Raw genomic sequence first — 18,670 nt, forward strand, 5'->3', positions numbered from 1 at the left:
GACTCCTCGGGGTGACGGGTGGCCCCATCATGTCCGCCCGGTGGTCACGGGTCGATGTTCCACGCGCACAACTCCCGCCCCCACTGGGTGGGGGCGGGAGTGCGGGGAAGGGAAGGGGAGGGGGAGGGAATGGGAGGGGGTCAGCCCTGGGTGGCGTCGGAGTCCAGGGTGACCGTCGCCTGCTTGGTCTGGCCGTCGCGGGTCCAGGTGATCTCCACCTTGTCGCCGGGCCGGTAGGACCGGATGGTCGCGACGAGCGAGTCGGCGCCGGTGATCCGGTGGTCGTCGATCGAGGTGATCACGTCGCCGGCACGGATGCCCGCGTCGGCAGCGGTCGAGCCGTCGGAGACTCCGGCGATCTGCGCACCGTCCTCGGCGTCGGTGACCCGCAGGCCGAGGCGCGCGTGGGTCGGGGTCTCGCCGGCGGCCATCTGGTCGACGATCGGCATGACCTCGTCGATCGGGATCGCGAAGCCGAGACCGATCGAGCCGGCCTCGCTCTGCCCGTAGGGGGACGGGGAGGCGGCCGAGCGGATGGAGGAGTTGATGCCCACCACGGCTCCGGTCATGTCGACCAGCGGGCCGCCGGAGTTGCCGGGGTTGATGGCCGCGTCGGTCTGGATCGCGGGGTAGGTGGTGGAGTTGCCCTGGTCGTCCGAGCCGACGTTGACGGGACGGTCGAGCGCGCTGACGATGCCGCTGGTGACGGTCGCGTCGAGGCCGAACGGCGAGCCGATCGCGACGACGCTCTCACCGACGCCGAGGTTGGCCGACTTGCCGATCGTCGCGGGTGTGAGGCCGGAGACGCCCTCCGCCTTGATCACCGCGGTGTCGGTCAGCGGGTCGGTGCCGAGGACCGTCGCGTCCGCTGTGGTGCCGTCGTCGAACGACACCCGGAGGCCGCCCTCCTCGGCGCCCTCGACGACGTGGTTGTTGGTCAGGATGGTGCCGTCGGCGGTGAGGACGATGCCCGAGCCCGAGCCGCCGCCCTGGGCGGTGGCGACGTCGATCTTCACGACGCTGGGCAGCACCTTCTGCGCCACCGACTCCACCGACCCCTCGGGGGCGGGGGTGTCCGCCTCCGAGGCGGGCGACGCGGGGGCCGACTGCGACGCGCTGGCGGGCTCGTCCTGGGTGGCGTGCCACAGCGCCGCGCCACCGAAGCCGGCGCCTCCGCCGACGAGCAGCGAGGTGGCGAGGACAGCGGCGGCGAGCCCGGCGCGACCGCTCGGGCGCCGCTGGGGCGGGGGTGCGGTCACGGGGTACTGTCCCGGCGGCGTGGCCGCGCCGGTGGCGGGGTGCACGCTGTCAGTGCTTCCTGGTCCCGCCGTGGCCTGCTGGAACGGGTTGTCACCGGCGGGGCGCGGGGTCTGCGGGCCGCCGTACTGGGAAGTGGGTCGCTCGGTCATGGCTCCACTGTGCGCCGGGACCCTGTGGATGCGCTGAGAGCCCGCTGTAAAGCCGCGATGACCTCGCGGCACCTCGCAAGGGCACGTCCGGCAGCCAGGTGTACGGCGCGGGCAACGGGGTAGACGGGTGGCGTCAGCACCGAACCGGGGGGATAACGATGGGCCAGACTCTGCAGATCCAGTGGGGCAGTCTCGACATGCTGCTCGAGGACATGGTCGCGATCCGCGACCAGGTGGACAGCATCGACACGTACGTCGGCACGCACGTGTGCAACGCGGCGGGCTTCGACTTCGAGCCCTTCGCACTCAAGAAGCTCGCCGATGCGATGGGCACGATGCGTGGCCACTTCACCACGGTGAAGAGCACGTTCGAGACGCGCTACGACGGGCTGCGCGAGGCGGTGGTCACCACGGCCAAGGACGTCTACGCGACCGACGACAGCATCAAGTTCGACATCGACAGGCTCACCGGCGAGCCCGGACAGGCCGGGGGCGAGGGCGCCGGCATCGAGGTGCGGCTGAAGAACCTCAAGGACCCCACGGACGTCCTCACCGCACCGCCTCCGGGCGAGCAGCAGTTCCCCAAGGACCACGACCAGCCGTTCCAGTCGGTCGTGACCGGCTGGGACGACGCGCGCGACAAGATCAACGAGTGCATCAAGTGGTGCCGCGACCACAAGATCGACATCTTCGACGAGCTTCCCGACAAGAGCCTGGAGGACTTCATCGTCTTCCCGCTGTCGGGTGACTACTACGCGATCCAGCAGAACGCCTCGGCGTGCCGCAACCTGTCCAAGGCGTTGAAGGACTACGCCTACAACTTCGGACTCCTCGCCATCAACGCCTCGGCGGCCATGAAGGGCCAGGCGGGTCTGACGCTGACGGCCCACATCGGTCTCTACGGCACCGTGATGACCGCGATCTCGGCCGTGGTGTCAGGACTGGCCAAGGTCTTCGACGAGCTGGCGGAGATGAGCGAGAAGATCGCCATCAAGGTGGAGAAGATCATCCGGGTGCTCGCCCAGAAGCTCTTCAAGCTGATGAAGTTCCTGCTCAAGCGCATCAACGCGGCCGTCGGGATCTTCGTGACGATCAAGGAGATCGCCGAGAAGGGCACGGCGTTCTTCACCGACCTCGTCGACGACGTCAAGACCGTCACGAAGCTCATCAAGGTGGCCTTCGGGCTCGCCGACGACGTGGAGGAGTGGGCCAAGGAGCAGGCAGACCGGATCAACACCGTCAAGCAGGTCGTCACCATCATCGAGAAGCTGCCGCACGCGCGCGGCAAGATGAGCCTCAGCGACCTGCCCAAGGACGTGACCGACGTCGAGAAGTCGCTCAAGGACCTCAAGACCGACTTCGGGGACCCCGAGGGCGAGGCCTTCGACGACCTCGAGGCGGCCGTCGACGAGGGCGTGAACGAGGCCGGCAAGACGGATCCCAGCGTCCACTACGACGAGGACTGCGTGCCCGACGACCCGCCCGCGGGCCAGCCCGGCATGTTCGGCCCGTCGGTCCTGCCGCCCGAGTGGCACCCCCCGATGGCGCCGCCGCAGGTGGCGGTGCCCGAGGACGACGTGCGCGTCCCGAAGGTCGCCGAGCGGGTGGGTGGTCGCTGATGGAGTTCTACGACGCCTCGAGCGCCGCTCCGCAGGACCCGATCGAGCAGGTCCTCGGTGACCTCGGCGCGGACGCCACGACGTCGGCCCTGCTCGAGCGCCTGCACGAGGTCGACGACCTGGTCGATCGCATCCTCGAGGAGGAGGGGGCGCAGCCGCTCGACGCCGACATCGTCGCGGCACTCGAGCAGATCACCGGGGCGCAGGACGCGCCCGACCACTTCCGGCGGGTGTACGAGCGGGTCGAGCGGCGGGCGACGACCTGGGACCGGTTCTGGCAGCGACCGCACGACGAATACCGTGGCTTCGAGATCATCCAGGCCGCGATCGTGCGGACGACACGAGAGACCGGCGAGACCCTCGCCCGACTCGACACGAAGGAGCAGCGTGACTGACCTGAGACGGGTGACGACGGCGTTCGCGGCCGTGGCCCTGGTGCTGGTGGCATCGGGGTGCGGCGGCGACGACGAGCCGGCGCCCACCGACCCGGGGAGTGCGACGAGCAGCCTGAGCGGCACCTCGTCAGCGGAGCCCACGGAGGAGCCCACGGAGGAGCCCACGTCCGATGGCGCCGCGGGTGGCGACGGCTATGCCTGCGAGGCGATCGACGTCCAGGTCGCCGGAGCGGACAACGGCGTGCCCCTCGAGGAGCCGTCGGGTGTCGGCGAGATCGGCGGCGACGAGGGCTGCTCGCTGTTCCAGAAGGACGAGCCCACGGTGGTGGAGGTCGAGCTCGTGACCGAGCCCGGCGACCTCGACCAGGAGGGAGCCGCCCTCCAGATCTCGGGCCAGGAGGAGATCGAGGACGTGACGGTCGGCGGCAGCCCCGCACTGCTCGTGAGAGGAGCGGGGAGCCCGGTCTACGTCAACCTCGCGACGCTCGCCGGCGACCGCCTGCTGACCATCAGGCTGCTCGCGCCCGGTGCCGAGCCGAAGCAGGTCGAGCAGTACGAGCAGGTGGTGCGCTCGGTCGCCGAGCAGGTGGTCGCGGCCGCCTGAGGCCCGGACACGACGAACGCCCCCGGCCGTGCGGCCGGGGGCGTTCGTTCGTACGACGGTGGAGCGGGGACTCAGGCCCAGCGCTCGGACGCGGGGGTGAAGGTCAGCTCGCGGTCGCCGGTGTAGATCTGCTTCGGGCGGGCGATCTTCTGGTCCTTGTCCTGCACCAGCTCCGACCACTGCGCGAGCCAGCCCGGCGTGCGGCCGATGGCGAACAGCACCGTGAACATCTCCGGCGGGAACTGGAACGCCTCGTAGATCAGGCCCGAGTAGAAGTCGACGTTGGGGTAGAGCTTGCGCTTGACGAAGTACTCGTCCTCGAGCGCGATCTTCTCCAGCTCCAGTGCGATGTCGAGCAGCGGGTTGGTGCCGGTGACCTCGAAGACGTCCTCGGCGGACTTCTTGATGATCTTGGCGCGCGGGTCGTAGTTCTTGTAGACCCGGTGCCCGAAGCCCATCAGCCGCTCGTTGCCGTCCTTCACCCCCTCGATGAAGGCGGGGATGTTCTCCTTGCTGCCGATGCGCTTGAGCATCCGCAGCACGGCCTCGTTGGCGCCGCCGTGCAGCGGGCCGTAGAGGGCGCCGATGCCGGCGGAGACCGCCGAGTAGGGGTCGACCTGCGAGGAGCCGACCGAGCGCACCGCGTTGGTCGAGCAGTTCTGCTCGTGGTCGGCGTGCAGGATGAAGAGGACGTCGAGGGCCTTGACCAGGCGCTCGTCGGCCTCGAACTTCTGCTCGCTCATCTTGAACAGCATCGACAAGAAGTTGGCGGTGTAGCCGAGGTCGTTGTCGGGGTAGACGTAGGGCTTGCCCTGCGCGTGGCGGAACGACCAGGCGCCGAGGGTCGGCATCTTCGCGATCATGCGCACGATCTGCATGTGCCGGTTGTCGGCGTCGCTGATGTTGCGGGCGTCGGGGTAGAACGTCGACAGGGCGCCGACCGAGGCCATCAGCATGCCCATCGGGTGGGCGTCGTAGCGGAAGCCGTGCATGAAGTTCTTCACGTTCTCGTGCACGAACGTGTGGTAGGTGATCTCGTGCACCCAGGCGTCGTACTGCTCCTTGGTGGGGAGCTCGCCGTGGATGAGGAGGTAGGCCACCTCGAGGAAGTTGGACTTCTCCGCGAGCTGCTCGATGGGGTACCCGCGGTACTCCAGGATGCCCTTGTCGCCGTCGATGTAGGTCACCGACGAGCGGCACGAGGCGGTGTTGACGAACCCGGGGTCGTAGGTCGCGAGTCCGGGCTGCTCCTCGTCGAGGCGGATCTGCCCGAGGTCCTTGGCCGCGATCGTGTTGTCGGTGATCGCGATGTCATACGTCTGACCGGTCCGATTGTCGGTGACAGTCAGGGAATCCTTGGCCGCAACGTCGGTCACGTCGGCTCCTGTTCATACGTCTTTGTACGTCTGTGGGGTCCCCTCAACCTAGACCGGCGTCCGCAACGACCGCGAATCAGGTGTCCAGACAGAGGGACGCCCATGATCCCTGCACGCCGTCACCGGCCGGCGACGCGGTGGGCGACGCGGGCGATGCGGCTGGTGCGACCCAGCCCCGCGTCCTCGCGTCGGTCGGCGGTGCGGTAGAGGCCGTACAGCGCGTGCACGCCTGCCCACCGCAGTGGCTCCGGCTCCCACCTCCGCACCCGGTGCCCGGACCACGGGAGCCGGGTCAGGTCGGTGTCGTGGCCGAGCACGAGGTCGCGCAGGGTGCGACCCGCCAGGTTGGTGGCGGTCAGGCCGGAGCCGACGTAGCCGCCGGCGTGGCCGAGACCGGTCGCGGGGTCGTACGCCACGCTCGCGCTCCAGTCGCGCGGGACGCCCAGCACGCCGCACCAGGCGTGGTCGAGCCGCACGCCGGCCAGCGACGGGAAGAGCGTCGTCAGGGTCGAGCGCAGCGACTCGACCGTCTGCGGCTGGGTGCGGCCGTCGACGTCGGTGCGCGAGCCGAAGCGGTAGGGGACGCCGCGCCCGCCCATCGCGATGCGCCCGTCGGCGGTGCGCTGGGCGTAGCAGTAGGCGTGCGCCTCGTCGCCGAGCAGCTCCGCGCCGCTCCAGCCGATCTCGTCCCACCGTGCCCGGTCGAGCGGCTCGGTGACGACGATGGCGGAGTTCATCGGCAGCCAGTCGCGGCGGTGCCCGGGCAGCCCGGCGGTGAAGCCCTCCAGGCAGCGCAGCACCACCGGCGCGGTCAGGGTGCCGCGGTCGGTGACGACCGTCCCGGCGGTGACCGACGTGGCCCGCGTGCCCTCGTGGATCCGCACGCCGCGCGCGCGGACGGCGCGCGCGACGCCCGCCACCAGCCGGGCGGGCTGCACCCGCGCGCAGTCGGGGTCGAAGTGCCCGGCGACGGCTCCGGCCACCCGGACCCGCTCGGCCACCTGCGCCGCGGTGAGCTCGCCGCCGAGCCGCCGGCGCTGGGCCTCCGAGCGCGCGACGGTGAGCACGCCGCTGCGCACGATGTCGGCCTCGATGCCCTCGCGGGCGGCCACGCCGATCACCTCGCCGACCGTCGAGCGCAACGCCTCGCGCAGGCGTCGTACGCCGTCCTCGCCGGCCACCGCGGCGTAGGCCCGGGGGCTGCCGGCGAGCTCGCTGGAGAGCCAGCCGCCGTTGCGCCCCGACGCCCCGAACCCGGCGAACTTCGCCTCGACGACGCGCACGTCGAGCGTCGGGTCGGCCTCGGCGAGGTAGAAGGCCGTCCAGAGGCCGGTGAGGCCCCCGCCTACGATGGCCACGTCGCACGACGCGTCGCCGGCCAGTTGGTCGGTGGGGGAGGGCAGCCCGACCTGCTGCCACCAGAAGGACACGCCGCCGTTGCGCACGCGCCCATTGTGGTCCCCGGCGTTTTGACCGCCCCGCGGGCGGGCCGTAGTCTTGATGGTCGCGACTCCTGCCGCGTCCGCTCCCTCCGGGACCGGGTGCAGATCCGGACGTCATCCTCCCTGAGTCGGGGGAGCGATCCGGGCCGTGTTCGTCAGAAGCCGCAGCAGCACCAGCCGGCCCTCGTCCGAGGGCCGGGACCAACGAACCAGAACGGGACACCGCCGTGCGCACGTACAGCCCCAAGCCCGCTGACATCCAGCGTGAGTGGCTCGTCATCGACGCCACCGACGTGGTCCTGGGCCGCCTCGCCGTCCAGACCGCCAACCTCCTCCGCGGCAAGCACAAGCCGACCTTTGCTCCTCACATGGACATGGGCGACTTCGTGATCATCGTGAACGCCTCCAAGGTGTCGCTGTCGGGGTCCAAGAAGACCACCAAGATGGCCTACCGCCACTCCGGCTACCCGGGCGGCCTCTCGGCCACCCCGTTCGGCGAGCTCCTCGAGAAGGACCCGCGCAAGGCCATCGAGAACGCGGTGTGGGGCATGCTCCCCAAGAACAAGCTCGGTCGCCAGATGCTGAAGAAGCTGAAGGTCTACGGAGGCCCCGACCACCCGCACCTGGCCCAGCAGGCCACTCCCTTCGAGATCACGCAGATCTCCCAGTGACGACTGAGGACGCACAGATGACTGAGAACACCACCGAGGTCGAGGAGACCTTCGAGACCGACGCCGAGGGCGTTGCCTACACGTCCGAGAGCGACGCCTCCGCGGACTCCCCGGCCCGCCCGGCGACCATCGCCCCCGGCGCGGCCACCGGCCGTCGCAAGGAGGCCGTCGCCCGCGTGCGCATCGTCCCCGGCACCGGCGAGTGGACCATCAACGGTCGCTCGATGGACAGCTACTTCCCCAACAAGCTGCACCAGCAGATCGCCAACGAGCCGTTCGTCGAGCTGCAGCTCGAGGGTCGCTTCGACGTGATCGCCCGCATCCACGGCGGCGGCATCGCCGGCCAGGCCGGCGCCCTGCGCCTCGGCGTGGCCCGCTCCCTCAACGGGATCGACACCGAGGCCAACCGCCCCGCGCTCAAGAAGGCCGGGCTGCTCACCCGCGACGCCCGCGTCGTGGAGCGCAAGAAGGCCGGTCTCAAGAAGGCCCGCAAGGCCTCGCAGTTCAGCAAGCGCTGATCCAGCCTGCACCTCGAGGCCCGCACCGTCCTACGACGGTGCGGGCCTCGTCGCATGTGCGGCCTCGGTGGCGCGTCAGGCACCGACGGCCCGTAGGCTGCCGGGCCATGACGCGACTCTTCGGCACCGACGGGGTCAGGGGCCTGGCCAACGCCGACCTCACGGCCGAGCTTGCCCTCGACCTCTCCGTCTGTGCGGCGCACGTGCTGGCCGACCGCGGTGAGTTCGAGGGGCACCGGCCCCTGGCGGTGGTGGGCCGCGACACCCGCATCTCCGGGCAGTTCCTCGAGGCGGCGGTCGTGGCCGGGCTCGCCTCGGCCGGCGTCGACGTGCTGCTGCTCGGCGTGCTGCCCACCCCCGGGGTGGCCTACCTGACCGACCGCCTCGGCGCCGACCTCGGCGTGGTGCTCTCGGCCTCGCACAACCCGATGCCCGACAACGGCATCAAGTTCCTCGCGCGCGGCGGGCACAAGCTCGACGACGTCATCGAGGACGCCGTCGAGCGCCGGATGGGCGAGCCGTGGGAGCGGCCGACCGGCGGCGACGTCGGCCGCGTGCGGGTCTACGACACCGCAGTGGAGGAGTACGCCGCCCACCTCGAGAGCACGATCAGCCATCCGCTGGCCGGGCTCACGGTGGTGCTCGACTGCGCCGAGGGGGCGGCGCACGCCGCAGGCCCGCGTGCCCTCGAGGACGCCGGCGCGACCGTGATCGCGATCCACGCCGACCCGGACGGCATCAACATCAACGACAACTGCGGCTCCACGCACCTGGAGTCGCTGCGCGCCGCGGTGGTCGAGCACGGCGCCCACGCCGGCTTCGCGCTCGACGGCGACGCCGACCGCTGCCTGGCCGTCGACGCCGAGGGCAACGTCGTCGACGGCGACCAGATCCTCGCGATCCTCGCCCTGTCCATGCGCGAGCAGGGCAAGCTCGCCAAGGACACCGTCGTCGCGACGGTGATGAGCAACCTGGGCTTCGTGCAGGCGCTGCGCGCGGCCGGCGTCGGCGTGCGCCAGACCAAGGTCGGAGACCGCTACGTCCTCGAGGCGATGCGGGTCTCCGGCTACAACCTCGGCGGCGAGCAGTCCGGCCACGTCATCCTCAGCGACCACGCCACCACCGGTGACGGCATCCTGACCGCGCTGCACGTGCTGGAGCGGATGGCGACCACCGGCAGGTCGCTGGCCGACCTCGCCTCGGTGGTCCACCGGCTGCCGCAGGTGCTCCTCAACGTCTCGGGCGTCGACAAGTCGCGCGCCGACGAGGACGCGGTGGTCGCCGCTGCCCTCGCCGAGGAGGAGGCGCTCCTGGGCGACCGCGGCCGCATCCTGCTCCGTCCCTCCGGCACCGAGCCGATCGTGCGGGTGATGGTCGAGGCCCCCAGCGAGGACGAGGCGCAGGACGTCGCCTCCCGGCTCGCCGAGGTCGTCCGCCGGGAGCTCGCGCTCCAGCCGTACTGATCGAGCACGTGGGTCGAGATCGTGTGACGACGCGATCTGAATGAGGTCGGCAGGCGAAGACCACCGGGGTTGAGCGGGGATGTCCCCGCTCAACGGCCCGGATCCGGGTGTCCTAGCGGGGACGGGACGTGTGTAGTGGGCCAGCCAGACTCGCGCGGGAGCGTGGCGGTGCTGGAGCGGGGATGTCCCCGCTCAACGGCCCGGATCCGGGTGTCCTAGCGGGGACGGGGCGTGTCTAGTGGGCCAGCCGGCCTCGCGCGGGAGCACGGCGGGCGTCGAGCAGCGCCGTGCGCAGCCAGCTGCGGAGCGGTGAGTCGGTCGTCATCCGCCGACCCTGCGCAGCGTGACGCCGGGCGCACGCCGTTAATCGGGGTGAACCGGCAGGCCCCGCCGACTACCGTCGCCGCCGTGGGCGTCGACATCGAGCAGATCGACCCGCGCAACGAGGCGGCCCTCCGCGCGTGGTGGGAGGTCGGGCGAGCGGCGACGGCCGAGCGGCCCGGCATGCCGTGGCCGGTGTGGGAGCAGAGCCGGGTCGCCCTGCCGGCGCCCAACCCCGAGCGGGGCGTCACGATCATCGGGGCGATCCACGGCCGTGAGATGGTCGGGGCCGGCCTGCTCACCCGGACGCTCAAGGACAACCTGCACTCCGCCATGGCGTTCGTCTACGTCCGCCCCGACCGCACGCGGCAGGGCATCGGGCGCCGGCTGGCCGAGGAGCTCGAGGTCGTGGCCGCGGGCGACGGGCGTACGACGATCCAGGGGGAGGCCTACGTCCCGCCCGGCGGGTCGGGCCCGGCCGAGCACTTCGCCCGGGCGATGGGCTACGACGTCGCCAGCCGCGAGTCGATCAAGGAGCTGGCGCTCGCTGACTACCGTGCCCGCCGCGACGAGCTGGTGGCGCCTGCGCCGGTGCCCGACGGCTACCGCGTCGTCACCTTCGACACCGTGTGCCCCGAGGAGCACCTCGCGTCGTTCGGCCGGATCCTCGGCATGCTGATGTCGGAGATCCCGCTCGGCGAGCTCGACCTCACGGCGTCGGACTGGACGCCGGAGCGGATCCGCGAGGCCGAGCAGCGCCAGGTCGCGATCGGCCGCCACGTCCACACGGCGTTGGCGATCGCACCGGACGGCTCGGTGGCGGGTGTCTCCGACGTACGCGTCGACGACAGCGACCCGGCCCACGGCCAGGTCGGCATCACCCTCGTCGACCCGGTCCACCGCGGCCGCCGGCTCGGCCTGGCGCTCAAGGTCGCCACGCACGACCTCGCCCTCGCCACCCATCCCGGCCTGGTCTCCCTCGACACCTCCAACGCCGAGGTCAACACCTGGATGAACGCCGTCAACGACGCGCTCGGCTACCGCACGATCGAGACGCTGCTGGAGCTGCAGAAGCGGCTCTGAGGCCACTCAGAGCTTGCGCAGCCGCACGTAGCGCACGGAGTGGTCGGCGTCCTTGCGGAGCACCAGGTTGGCGCGGGAGCGGGTGGGGGCGACGTTCTGCACGAGGTTGGGCCCGTTGGTCGAGTCCCAGATGCGGGTGGCCTGGTCGACGGCCTCGTCGTGGGAGAGCGCGGCGTACTTGCGGAAGTAGGACGCCGGGTCGCGGAAGGCGGTCTCGCGCAGCCGCAGGAAGCGGTCGACGTACCACCGCTTGATGTCGGCCAGGGCAGCGTCGACGTAGACGCTGAAGTCGAAGAAGTCGCTGACCGCCAGCCCGGTGCGTCCGTCCTCGCGGACCCGTGCGGGCTGGAGGACGTTGAGGCCCTCGATGATCACGATGTCCGGGCGCTTGACCACGACCTTCTCGTCGGGCAGCACGTCGTAGACCAGGTGGGAGTAGATCGGCGCCTCGACCTCGTCGCGGCCCGACTTGATGTCGATGACGAACTTGAGCAGCGCCCGGCGGTCGTAGGACTCCGGGAACCCCTTGCGGTGCAGGATCCCGCGGCGTTCGAGCTCGGCGTTGGGCAGCAGGAAGCCGTCGGTGGTGACGAGGGCGACGTTGGGGTGCTCGGGCCAGTGGGCGAGCATCTGCTGCAGCACGCGCGCGGTGGTCGACTTGCCGACCGCCACCGACCCGGCGAGGCCGATCACGAACGGCGTACGCGGCGGGGTGACGCGGTGCAGGAACTCCTCCTGCTTGCGGTGCAGGCGCGAGTTGGCCGCGACGTAGAGGCTCAGCAGCCGCGAGAGCGGAAGGTAGACCTGCTCGATCTCGCGCAGGTCGAGCTGGTCGCCCAGACCCCGGAGACGGGCGACCTCCTCGCGCGTCAGGGTGGTCTCGGCCGTGCCCGCCAGCTGCGCCCACGCCGCCCGGTCGAGCTCGACGTAGGGGGAGGACTCGCCGCCGTTGGAGGGCGCGCTGTCCTCGGGCATGGGTGCGATTGTGGCACCGCCGCTGCGTCGGGCCGCGCAGCACCCTGCCGATAGACTCCCGGCCCATGTGCGGAATCGTCGGGTACGTGGGTCCCAGGCCGGCCCAGGGCGTCATCATCGAGGGACTGCGGCGCCTGGAGTACCGCGGCTACGACTCCGCCGGCATCGCGCTCGTCGACGCCGGGTCGATCGTGTCGGAGAAGTGCGCCGGCAAGCTCGCCAACCTCGAGAAGGCGATCATCGACGCCCCGCTCCCGGCCAGCACCACCGGCATCGGGCACACCCGCTGGGCCACCCACGGCCCGCCGACGGACCGCAACGCCCACCCGCACCTGGGCCGTCAGCGTCGCGTGGCGCTGGTGCACAACGGCATCCTCGAGAACTTCGCCGACCTGCGCGCGCGCCTGGAGGCCGACGGCATCGAGATGGCCTCCGAAACCGACACCGAGGTCGCGGCGCACCTGTTGGAGGAACAGCTCGAGACCGGCGTCGACCTGACCGTCGCCATGCAGAACGTCTGCCGCGGCCTCGAGGGCGCGTTCACCCTCGTCGCCGTCGACGCCCACGACCCCGACCGCGTCGTCGCGGCACGCCGCAACAGCCCGCTCGTGGTCGGCGTCGGCGAGGGCGAGAACTTCGTCGGCTCCGACGTGGCCGCCTTCATCGAGCACACCCGCGAGGCGCTGGAGCTCGGCCAGGACCAGGTCGTCACGATCACCCGCGAGGGCGTCAACGTCTCCGGCTTCGACGGCACCCCGGCCGAGGGCCGCCGCTACCACGTCGACTGGGACCTCTCGGCCGCCGAGAAGGACGGCCACGACTGGTTCATGCGCAAGGAGATCTTCGAGCAGCCGCGGGCCGTCGCCGACTCGCTGCTGGGCCGCCGCGGCGCCGACGGGCACCTGCAGCTCGACGAGATGCGCCTCTCCGACCAGGACCTGCGCGACATCGACAAGATCATCATCATCGCGGCCGGCACGTCGTTCTACGCCGGCATGGTCGCCAAGTACGCCATCGAGCACTGGTGCCGGATCCCGGTCGAGGTCGAGCTCGCCAGCGAGTTCCGCTACCGCGACCCGATCCTGACCAACGCCACCCTGGTGGTCGCGATCAGCCAGTCCGGCGAGACCGCCGACACGCTCCAGGCCATCCGGCACGCCCGGGCGCAGCGCTCCAAGGTGCTGGCCATCTGCAACACCAACGGCTCGACCATCCCGCGTGAGTCCGACGGCGTCATCTACACCCACGCCGGCCCCGAGATCGGCGTCGCCTCGACCAAGGGCTTCCTCACCCAGCTCGTCGCCTGCTACCTCCTCGCGCTCTACCTCGCGCAGGTCAAGGGCACCCGCTTCGGCGACGAGATCTCCCTGGTGATGGACCAGCTCGACGAGATGCCCGGCCACGTCGAGACCGTGCTGGAGAAGGCCGAGCAGGTCTACGCGCTCGCCCGCGACCACGTGGACAACCGCTCGGTGCTGTTCCTGGGCCGCCACGCCGGCTACCCGGTTGCGCTGGAGGGGGCCCTCAAGCTCAAGGAGATCGCCTACCTGCACGCCGAGGGCTTCGCCGCCGGCGAGCTCAAGCACGGGCCGATCGCGCTGGTGGAGGAAGGGCTCCCGGTCCTGTGCGTCGTGCCGCCCCGGGGCCGCGACCACCTGCACAACAAGATGATCAGCGGCATCCAGGAGGTCCGCGCGCGCGGCGCCCGGACGATCTGCCTGGCCGAGGAGGGCGACACGACCATCGTCCCCTACGCCGACGAGCTCATCACGCTGCCGCAGGTGCCGGTGCTCCTCCAGCCGATCCTGGCCGTGGTGCCGCTGCAGCTGTTCGCGTGCGAGCTCGCCACGCTGCTCGGCCACGACGTCGACCAGCCCCGCAACCTCGCCAAGTCCGTCACGGTCGAGTAGACGCATGCCGGTCATCGGCGTCGGCATCGACGTGGTCGACATCGACCGCTTCACGCAGTCCCTCGAGCGCACCCCAAGGCTGCGCGGTCGACTGTTCACCGAGGCCGAGTCGGTGCGTCCTCCGGCGTCGCTGGCCGCGCGCTTCGCGGCCAAGGAGGCGATGGCCAAGGCGCTCGGCGCGCCCGTCGGGATGGCCTGGCACGACGCCGAGATCGTCTCGGAGGAGACCGGCCGGCCGCGCTTCGAGATCCGCGGGACGGTCGCCGCGCGCGCCGAGGCGTTGGGGGTCGTGCACGTGCACGTCTCGCTGTCGCACGACGCCGGCATCGCCTCGGCCGTGGTCGTGCTGGAGTCCTGAGGAGTCGCGATGCTGCGTGCCCACACCGTCGAGGACGTACGCCGCGCGGAGGCCGCCGCGATGGCGCGCCTGCCCGAGGGCGCACTCATGCAGCGCGCCGCGGCAGGCCTGGCAGCCGCCGTCCTCGACCTGCTCGGCGGGGGCTACGGCCGGCGCGTCCTGCTGCTGGTCGGGCCCGGCGACAACGGCGGCGACGCGCTGTGGGCGGGTGCCCGGCTCGCCGCCCGCGGCGCCTCGGTCGAGGGTCTGCTGCTCGCCGACCACGCCCACGAGGCGGGCCACGCCGCGCTGCTCGCCGCCGGGGGGCGTACGACCCGGAACGCCGACGACCTCGACCCCCACCCCGACGTGGTGGTCGACGGCATCGTCGGCATCGGCGGCCGGCCCGGGCTGCGGCCCGACGCGGTGGCGGCGCTCGAGCGGTTCGCCGGCGTGCCGGTGGTCGCGGTCGACGTGCCGTCCGGTGTCGACGTCGACGGCGGCACCCTCGACGGCGCGCACGTGCGCGCCGACCTGACGGTCACCTTCGGCACCCACAAGGTCGCCCACCTCGTCGACCCCGCCTGCCTGGCCAGCGGGGCGGTCCACCTCGTCGACCTCGGCCTCGACGACGGCGACCTCGGCGCGCCGGCGGTGGAGGCGCTCCAGCCGGCCGACGTCCGCCGCCTGCTGCCCCGGCCGGGACCCACCGCGCACAAGTACACCCGCGGCGTGGTGGGCGTCCGCGCCGGGTCGAGCACCTACCCCGGGGCCGCCCTGCTGGCGGTCGCCGGCGCCGCGTGCGGCCTCACCGGGATGGTGCGCTACGTCGGCCCCGACGAGGTCGCCGCCGCTGTCCGCAGCGCGCACCCGGAGGTCGTGGGCGACGGACGGGTCCAGGCCTGGGTCGTGGGCCCCGGGGGCGGCGACGACGCCGAGGCGATGGTCTCCGCGGCCCGCTCCGACGACGTGCCCGTCGTGGCCGACGCCGACGCACTGCGCCACGTCGACGGCCGCGCGCCTGGCTGGGTCCTCACCCCGCACGCCGGCGAGTTGGCCGCCATGCTCGGCCTGGAGCGCGCCGAGGTCGAGGCAGCCCCGCTCGAGCACGCACGCCGGGCGGCCGACCGCTTCGACTGCGTGGTGCTCCTCAAGGGCCACCACACCCTCGTCGCCGACCCCGGCGGGCGGGTGCGGGCCACCACCACCGGCGTGCCCTGGCTCGCCACCGCCGGGGCCGGCGACGTGCTCGCCGGACTCATCGGCGCGCTGCTCGCCGCGGGCCTCGATCCCTTCGACGCCGCGTCCGTGGGCTCCTGGCTGCACGGCGCCGCAGCGACGCAGGCGTCCGGCGACGGACCGCTCACCGCGGGCCGCGTCGCTGACCAGATCCCGCGCCTGGTGCGTGACACGCTCGCGGGTTTGGGATGATCGTCCCATGAGCGATCCTGTGCCGCCACGCGCCGAGATCGTCGTCGACCTCGCCGCCGTGCGCCACAACGTGCGCATCCTCAAGGACCTCGTCAACGTCGACGGCCCCGTCGCGCTCATGGTGGTCGTCAAGGCCGACGGCTACGGCCACGGCATGGCCGAGGTGGCCGCGGCCGCCCGCGATGCCGGGGCCGACTGGCTGGGGGTGGCCACCATCGAGGAGGCGCTCGCCCTGCGGGCCGCCGGCGACTCGGGCCCGCTGCTGTGCTGGCTGAGCGCCCCGGGCGACGACTTCGCGGCCGCCGTGGCGGCCGGCATCGAGGTCACCGCCTACTCGCTGGCCGAGCTCGAGGAGATCGCCGCCGTGGGCGCTGCCCGCGTGCAGCTCAAGGTCGACACCGGCCTCTCCCGCGGCGGCGCGCCCCGCGCGGAGTGGTCCGAGCTGTTCGCCAGGGCGAGCCTGCTCGAGCGCCAGGGCCGCATCACCGTCACGGGCATCTGGTCCCACCTCGCCGCGAGCGACGAGCCCGAGCACCCGGCCAACGACGCGCAGGAGGCCGCCTTCCGCGACGCCCTCGCGCTGGCCGCCGAGGCGGGTCTCGACCCGGACGTGGCCCACCTGGCCAACTCGGCGGCGGCGGTCCTGCGTCCGTCCTCCCACTTCGACATGGTCCGCTGCGGCATCGCGGCCTACGGCCTCGACCCGGCACCCGGCGTCAGCCCGCTCCTTGGCCTCCGGCCGGCGATGACGGTGCGGGCCCGCCTGCTGCTCAGCAAGGAGGTGCGGGCCGGCGACGGCGTCTCCTACGGGCACACCTGGCACGCCGAGCGCGACACGAGCGTCGGCGTCGTGCCGGTCGGCTACGCCGAGGGCGTCCCGCGGGCAGCAGGCAACACCGCCGCCGTCTGGGTGGGCGACTCGCGACGCCCCGTCCGGGGACGCGTGTGCATGGACCAGCTGGTGATCGAGCTGCACGGCGAGCTGCCGCCGCCCGGCACCGAGGTCGTCCTCTTCGGTCCCGGCGACGCCGGTGAGCCGACCGCGCAGGAGTGGGCCGACGCGGTGGGCACGATCAGCTACGAGATCGTCACCCGGATCGGCGGCCGGTTCGTCCGCCGGCACGTCGACGGCGACGAGCCCGGAGGGACCGCACCGTGAGCGTCAAGGGCCGCGTCTTCGGCTCGGTCGTGGGCGCGGCGGGCCTGGCCGCCGCCGCCGGCGCCGTGGGCATCGCGCGCCAGAACCGCGTCATCGGCAACCGCGCCGCCGGGGAGACGGTCGCCTTCGGCGAGCTGCACAGCCCGCCGCGGGTGGTGGTCGCCGACGACGGCCTCGCCCTGCACGTGGAGATCGACGAGCCCGCCGACTTCGGCGGCCGCGCCACGACCGACGACGACCTCACCGTGGTGTTCGTGCACGGCTACTCCCTCAACCTCGCCTGCTGGCACTACCAGCGCGCGGCCTACCGCGGCCAGGTGCGCACCGTCTTCTACGACCAGCGCAGCCACGGCCGCTCCGCGCGCTCCGACGAGAAGCACTGCACGATCGAGCAGCTCGGCCACGACCTGCGCCGCGTCATCGAGACGACGGTGCCCGGTCCGTGCGTGGTGGTCGGCCACTCCATGGGCGGGATGAGCGTGATCTCGCTCGCCCAGCAGCACCCCGACCTCTTCGGCGACAAGGTCCGCGGCGCCGCGCTGATCTCCACCACGGCCGGAGGCCTCGACCCGGGTCGCATCCTGTTCCCGATGCTGCCGCTCGGCCTCGGCGGGCGGTTCGTCGGCCGTGCCGTACGCACCCTCGACCGCGGCCACAAGGCCGTCGACCTCGCGCGGTCCTGGGGCCACGCGATCGCCGACGTCATCACCGACCGCTACGCCTTCGGCGACGACGTCCCCGCCTCGCACGTCGAGTTCGTCTACTCGATGCTCGACGCGACGCCGTTCGCGGTGGTCGCGGACTTCTACCCCGCCTTCGCCACCCTCGACCACTTCGACCACCTCGCGCCCCTGGGGCAGGTCCCCACCTCGATCATCTGCGGCACCGCCGACAAGATCACCTCCGTCGGTCACAGCCGCAAGCTGCACAGCCGGATCCCGGGCTCGAGCCTGCTCGAGTGCGAGGGCGCGGGCCACATGGTGCTGCTCGAGCGCCACAAGCAGGTCACCGCCGAGCTCGACGACCTGATCTCGCTGGCCCAGGGGCAGGACCTGTCGTGAGCCTCGTCGTGCGCAGGGTCGGCCCCGAGTCGGCCGCCGACGTGCTGGCCGTGGTGCGGGAGGCCTTCGGTGCCCGCCCGGCCCTCGACCCGCCGGCGGACGCCCTGGGCGAGGACGTCGACTCCCTGCGGCGCCTGCTCGCGCGCCGGGGTGGTCTGCTGGCGTGCCTCGACGGGGAGCCGGTCGGCTGCGTCGTCCTCGACCCGGGGCCCGACGGGCTGGTGCTCCGCCGCTTCGGCGTGACACCGGCGGCGCAGGGCAGGGGAGTGGCCACCGCACTCGTCGAGGCGGCCGTGGAGGCGTCCGCCGGGCGGTCGGCGGTGCGGGTCGTCGCCCGCGAGGAGCTGCCCGGCACCGTCGCGTTCTGGGAGGCCCACGACTTCGTCGTCACGGGCGGCGCGAGCCCCTACGTCGAGCTCGCGAGGTGGCTGGGCACGTCGTTCGACGCCCCCGACGCGGAGACGATGCGCCGGCTCGGGGCCCGGGTCGGCGCCAGCCTGGTCGCCGGCGACCTGGTGGTGCTCACCGGTGAGCTGGGCGCCGGCAAGACGACGTTCACCCAGGGCCTGGGCGAGGGGCTCGGCGTGCGCGGCGGCGTGACGTCGCCGACGTTCGTGATCGCCCGGGTGCACCCCGCGCTGGGGGAGGGGCCCGACCTCGTGCACGTCGACGCCTACCGACTCGGCGGCCTCGACGAGCTCGACGACCTCGACCTCGACACCTCCCTCGACACGGCCGTGACCGTCGTCGAGTGGGGGGCGGGCCTGGCCGAGGGGCTGGCCGAGTCGCGCCTCGAGGTCGTGATCGAGCGGACGGTGGGCGACGCGCCGGCCGACGACGGGGCCGACCCGCGCCGGGTTTCGCTGCGCTGGATCGTCGGACAGTAGCCTCGACGC

17 protein-coding genes are annotated in these 18,670 nt (G+C 72.3%); 13 read left to right on the forward strand and 4 right to left on the reverse strand.

Translation table 11 applies throughout. The annotated features are described in order from the left end of the window. Positions 1-140 precede the first annotated feature (140 nt). On the reverse strand, positions 141-1,409 hold the full coding sequence (locus AC3X7Z_RS10315) for a S1C family serine protease (RefSeq protein WP_186342413.1): 1,269 nt from the start codon (positions 1,407-1,409) through the stop codon (positions 141-143). A 158-nt stretch (positions 1,410-1,567) separates the two neighbouring features. Between AC3X7Z_RS10315 and AC3X7Z_RS10320 the strand changes: the two genes are divergently transcribed. The 3 genes from AC3X7Z_RS10320 to AC3X7Z_RS10330 are packed head-to-tail and all read left to right on the forward strand — an operon-like array spanning position 1,568 to position 4,027. Next, positions 1,568-3,028 (forward strand): methyl-accepting chemotaxis domain-containing protein, encoded by a 1,461-nt coding sequence (locus AC3X7Z_RS10320; RefSeq protein WP_186342412.1) that lies wholly within the window; start codon positions 1,568-1,570, stop codon positions 3,026-3,028. After that, positions 3,028-3,423, forward strand: a complete 396-nt coding sequence (locus AC3X7Z_RS10325) for a hypothetical protein (protein ID WP_186342411.1) — start codon at positions 3,028-3,030, stop codon at positions 3,421-3,423. The genes AC3X7Z_RS10320 and AC3X7Z_RS10325 overlap by 1 nt, the downstream gene beginning before the upstream one ends. Then, positions 3,416-4,027 carry a hypothetical protein gene (locus AC3X7Z_RS10330; protein WP_489975841.1) on the forward strand — a complete coding sequence of 204 codons (612 nt, stop codon included), beginning with the start codon at positions 3,416-3,418 and terminating at the stop codon, positions 4,025-4,027. Before AC3X7Z_RS10325 ends, AC3X7Z_RS10330 begins: the two co-directional genes overlap by 8 nt. A gap of 71 nt (positions 4,028-4,098) precedes the next feature. On the opposite strand, the gene AC3X7Z_RS10335 is transcribed toward AC3X7Z_RS10330, so the two are convergent. Together AC3X7Z_RS10335 and AC3X7Z_RS10340 are read right to left on the reverse strand one after the other, a co-directional pair. Beyond that, the gene (locus tag AC3X7Z_RS10335; protein WP_186342409.1) at positions 4,099-5,403 is read right to left on the reverse strand and encodes a citrate synthase; all 1,305 of its coding nucleotides are present in this window, start codon (positions 5,401-5,403) and stop codon (positions 4,099-4,101) included. 119 nt (positions 5,404-5,522) lie between these two features. Further along, positions 5,523-6,848 (reverse strand): NAD(P)/FAD-dependent oxidoreductase, encoded by a 1,326-nt coding sequence (locus AC3X7Z_RS10340; protein ID WP_489975842.1) that lies wholly within the window; start codon positions 6,846-6,848, stop codon positions 5,523-5,525. Between the two features lie 224 nt (positions 6,849-7,072). Between AC3X7Z_RS10340 and rplM the strand changes: the two genes are divergently transcribed. The 4 genes from rplM (at position 7,073) to AC3X7Z_RS10360 (ending at position 10,901) form a co-directional block, all read left to right on the forward strand. Next, on the forward strand, positions 7,073-7,516 hold the full coding sequence (gene rplM, locus AC3X7Z_RS10345) for a 50S ribosomal protein L13 (RefSeq protein WP_186342407.1): 444 nt from the start codon (positions 7,073-7,075) through the stop codon (positions 7,514-7,516). A gap of 17 nt (positions 7,517-7,533) precedes the next feature. Continuing rightward, on the forward strand, positions 7,534-8,034 hold the full coding sequence (gene rpsI / locus AC3X7Z_RS10350; RefSeq protein ID WP_186342406.1) for a 30S ribosomal protein S9: 501 nt from the start codon (positions 7,534-7,536) through the stop codon (positions 8,032-8,034). 107 nt (positions 8,035-8,141) lie between these two features. Next, the gene (glmM, locus tag AC3X7Z_RS10355; protein ID WP_489975843.1) at positions 8,142-9,497 is read left to right on the forward strand and encodes a phosphoglucosamine mutase; all 1,356 of its coding nucleotides are present in this window, start codon (positions 8,142-8,144) and stop codon (positions 9,495-9,497) included. Positions 9,498-9,905: 408 nt separating this feature from the next. Beyond that, on the forward strand, positions 9,906-10,901 hold the full coding sequence (locus tag AC3X7Z_RS10360) for a GNAT family N-acetyltransferase (protein WP_489975844.1): 996 nt from the start codon (positions 9,906-9,908) through the stop codon (positions 10,899-10,901). A gap of 6 nt (positions 10,902-10,907) precedes the next feature. Here the strand turns inward: AC3X7Z_RS10360 and coaA are convergent, their stop codons facing one another. Next, positions 10,908-11,876: a type I pantothenate kinase gene (gene coaA, locus AC3X7Z_RS10365; RefSeq protein ID WP_186342403.1), complete on the reverse strand. Its 969-nt coding sequence runs from the start codon at positions 11,874-11,876 to the stop codon at positions 10,908-10,910. Between the two features lie 65 nt (positions 11,877-11,941). On the opposite strand from coaA, the gene glmS reads away from it, so the two are divergent. Genes glmS through tsaE form a run of 6 tightly spaced genes read left to right on the forward strand, consistent with a single transcriptional unit; the run spans position 11,942 to position 18,661 of the window. After that, on the forward strand, positions 11,942-13,786 hold the full coding sequence (gene glmS, locus AC3X7Z_RS10370) for a glutamine--fructose-6-phosphate transaminase (isomerizing) (RefSeq protein WP_489975845.1): 1,845 nt from the start codon (positions 11,942-11,944) through the stop codon (positions 13,784-13,786). A 4-nt stretch (positions 13,787-13,790) separates the two neighbouring features. Beyond that, entirely contained in the window at positions 13,791-14,144 is a 354-nt protein-coding gene (locus AC3X7Z_RS10375) for a holo-ACP synthase (RefSeq protein ID WP_186342401.1), read from the forward strand. Positions 14,145-14,153: 9 nt separating this feature from the next. Beyond that, entirely contained in the window at positions 14,154-15,554 is a 1,401-nt protein-coding gene (locus AC3X7Z_RS10380) for an NAD(P)H-hydrate dehydratase (RefSeq protein ID WP_489975846.1), read from the forward strand. Between the two features lie 7 nt (positions 15,555-15,561). Beyond that, entirely contained in the window at positions 15,562-16,713 is a 1,152-nt protein-coding gene (gene alr, locus AC3X7Z_RS10385) for an alanine racemase (RefSeq protein WP_489975847.1), read from the forward strand. Then, positions 16,710-17,774, forward strand: a complete 1,065-nt coding sequence (locus AC3X7Z_RS10390; protein WP_489975848.1) for an alpha/beta fold hydrolase — start codon at positions 16,710-16,712, stop codon at positions 17,772-17,774. Before alr ends, AC3X7Z_RS10390 begins: the two co-directional genes overlap by 4 nt. After that, positions 17,771-18,661 (forward strand): tRNA (adenosine(37)-N6)-threonylcarbamoyltransferase complex ATPase subunit type 1 TsaE, encoded by an 891-nt coding sequence (tsaE, locus tag AC3X7Z_RS10395; protein ID WP_186342397.1) that lies wholly within the window; start codon positions 17,771-17,773, stop codon positions 18,659-18,661. Before AC3X7Z_RS10390 ends, tsaE begins: the two co-directional genes overlap by 4 nt. Positions 18,662-18,670: the final 9 nt, after the last annotated feature.

The organism is Nocardioides sp. Z24_21 (assembly GCF_058134345.1).

Bases quoted from the DNA above. Each gene is read 5' to 3' on its own strand.
- AC3X7Z_RS10315 (WP_186342413.1), bottom strand. From the start codon at position 1,409: ATGACCGAGCGACCCACTTCCCAGTACGGCGGCCCGCAGACCCCGCGC.
- AC3X7Z_RS10320 (WP_186342412.1), top strand. From the start codon at position 1,568: ATGGGCCAGACTCTGCAGATCCAGTGGGGCAGTCTCGACATGCTGCTC.
- AC3X7Z_RS10325 (WP_186342411.1), top strand. From the start codon at position 3,028: ATGGAGTTCTACGACGCCTCGAGCGCCGCTCCGCAGGACCCGATCGAG.
- rpsI (WP_186342406.1), top strand. From the start codon at position 7,534: ATGACTGAGAACACCACCGAGGTCGAGGAGACCTTCGAGACCGACGCC.
- glmM (WP_489975843.1), top strand. From the start codon at position 8,142: ATGACGCGACTCTTCGGCACCGACGGGGTCAGGGGCCTGGCCAACGCC.
- coaA (WP_186342403.1), bottom strand. From the start codon at position 11,876: ATGCCCGAGGACAGCGCGCCCTCCAACGGCGGCGAGTCCTCCCCCTAC.
- glmS (WP_489975845.1), top strand. From the start codon at position 11,942: ATGTGCGGAATCGTCGGGTACGTGGGTCCCAGGCCGGCCCAGGGCGTC.
- AC3X7Z_RS10375 (WP_186342401.1), top strand. From the start codon at position 13,791: ATGCCGGTCATCGGCGTCGGCATCGACGTGGTCGACATCGACCGCTTC.
- AC3X7Z_RS10380 (WP_489975846.1), top strand. From the start codon at position 14,154: ATGCTGCGTGCCCACACCGTCGAGGACGTACGCCGCGCGGAGGCCGCC.
- alr (WP_489975847.1), top strand. From the start codon at position 15,562: ATGAGCGATCCTGTGCCGCCACGCGCCGAGATCGTCGTCGACCTCGCC.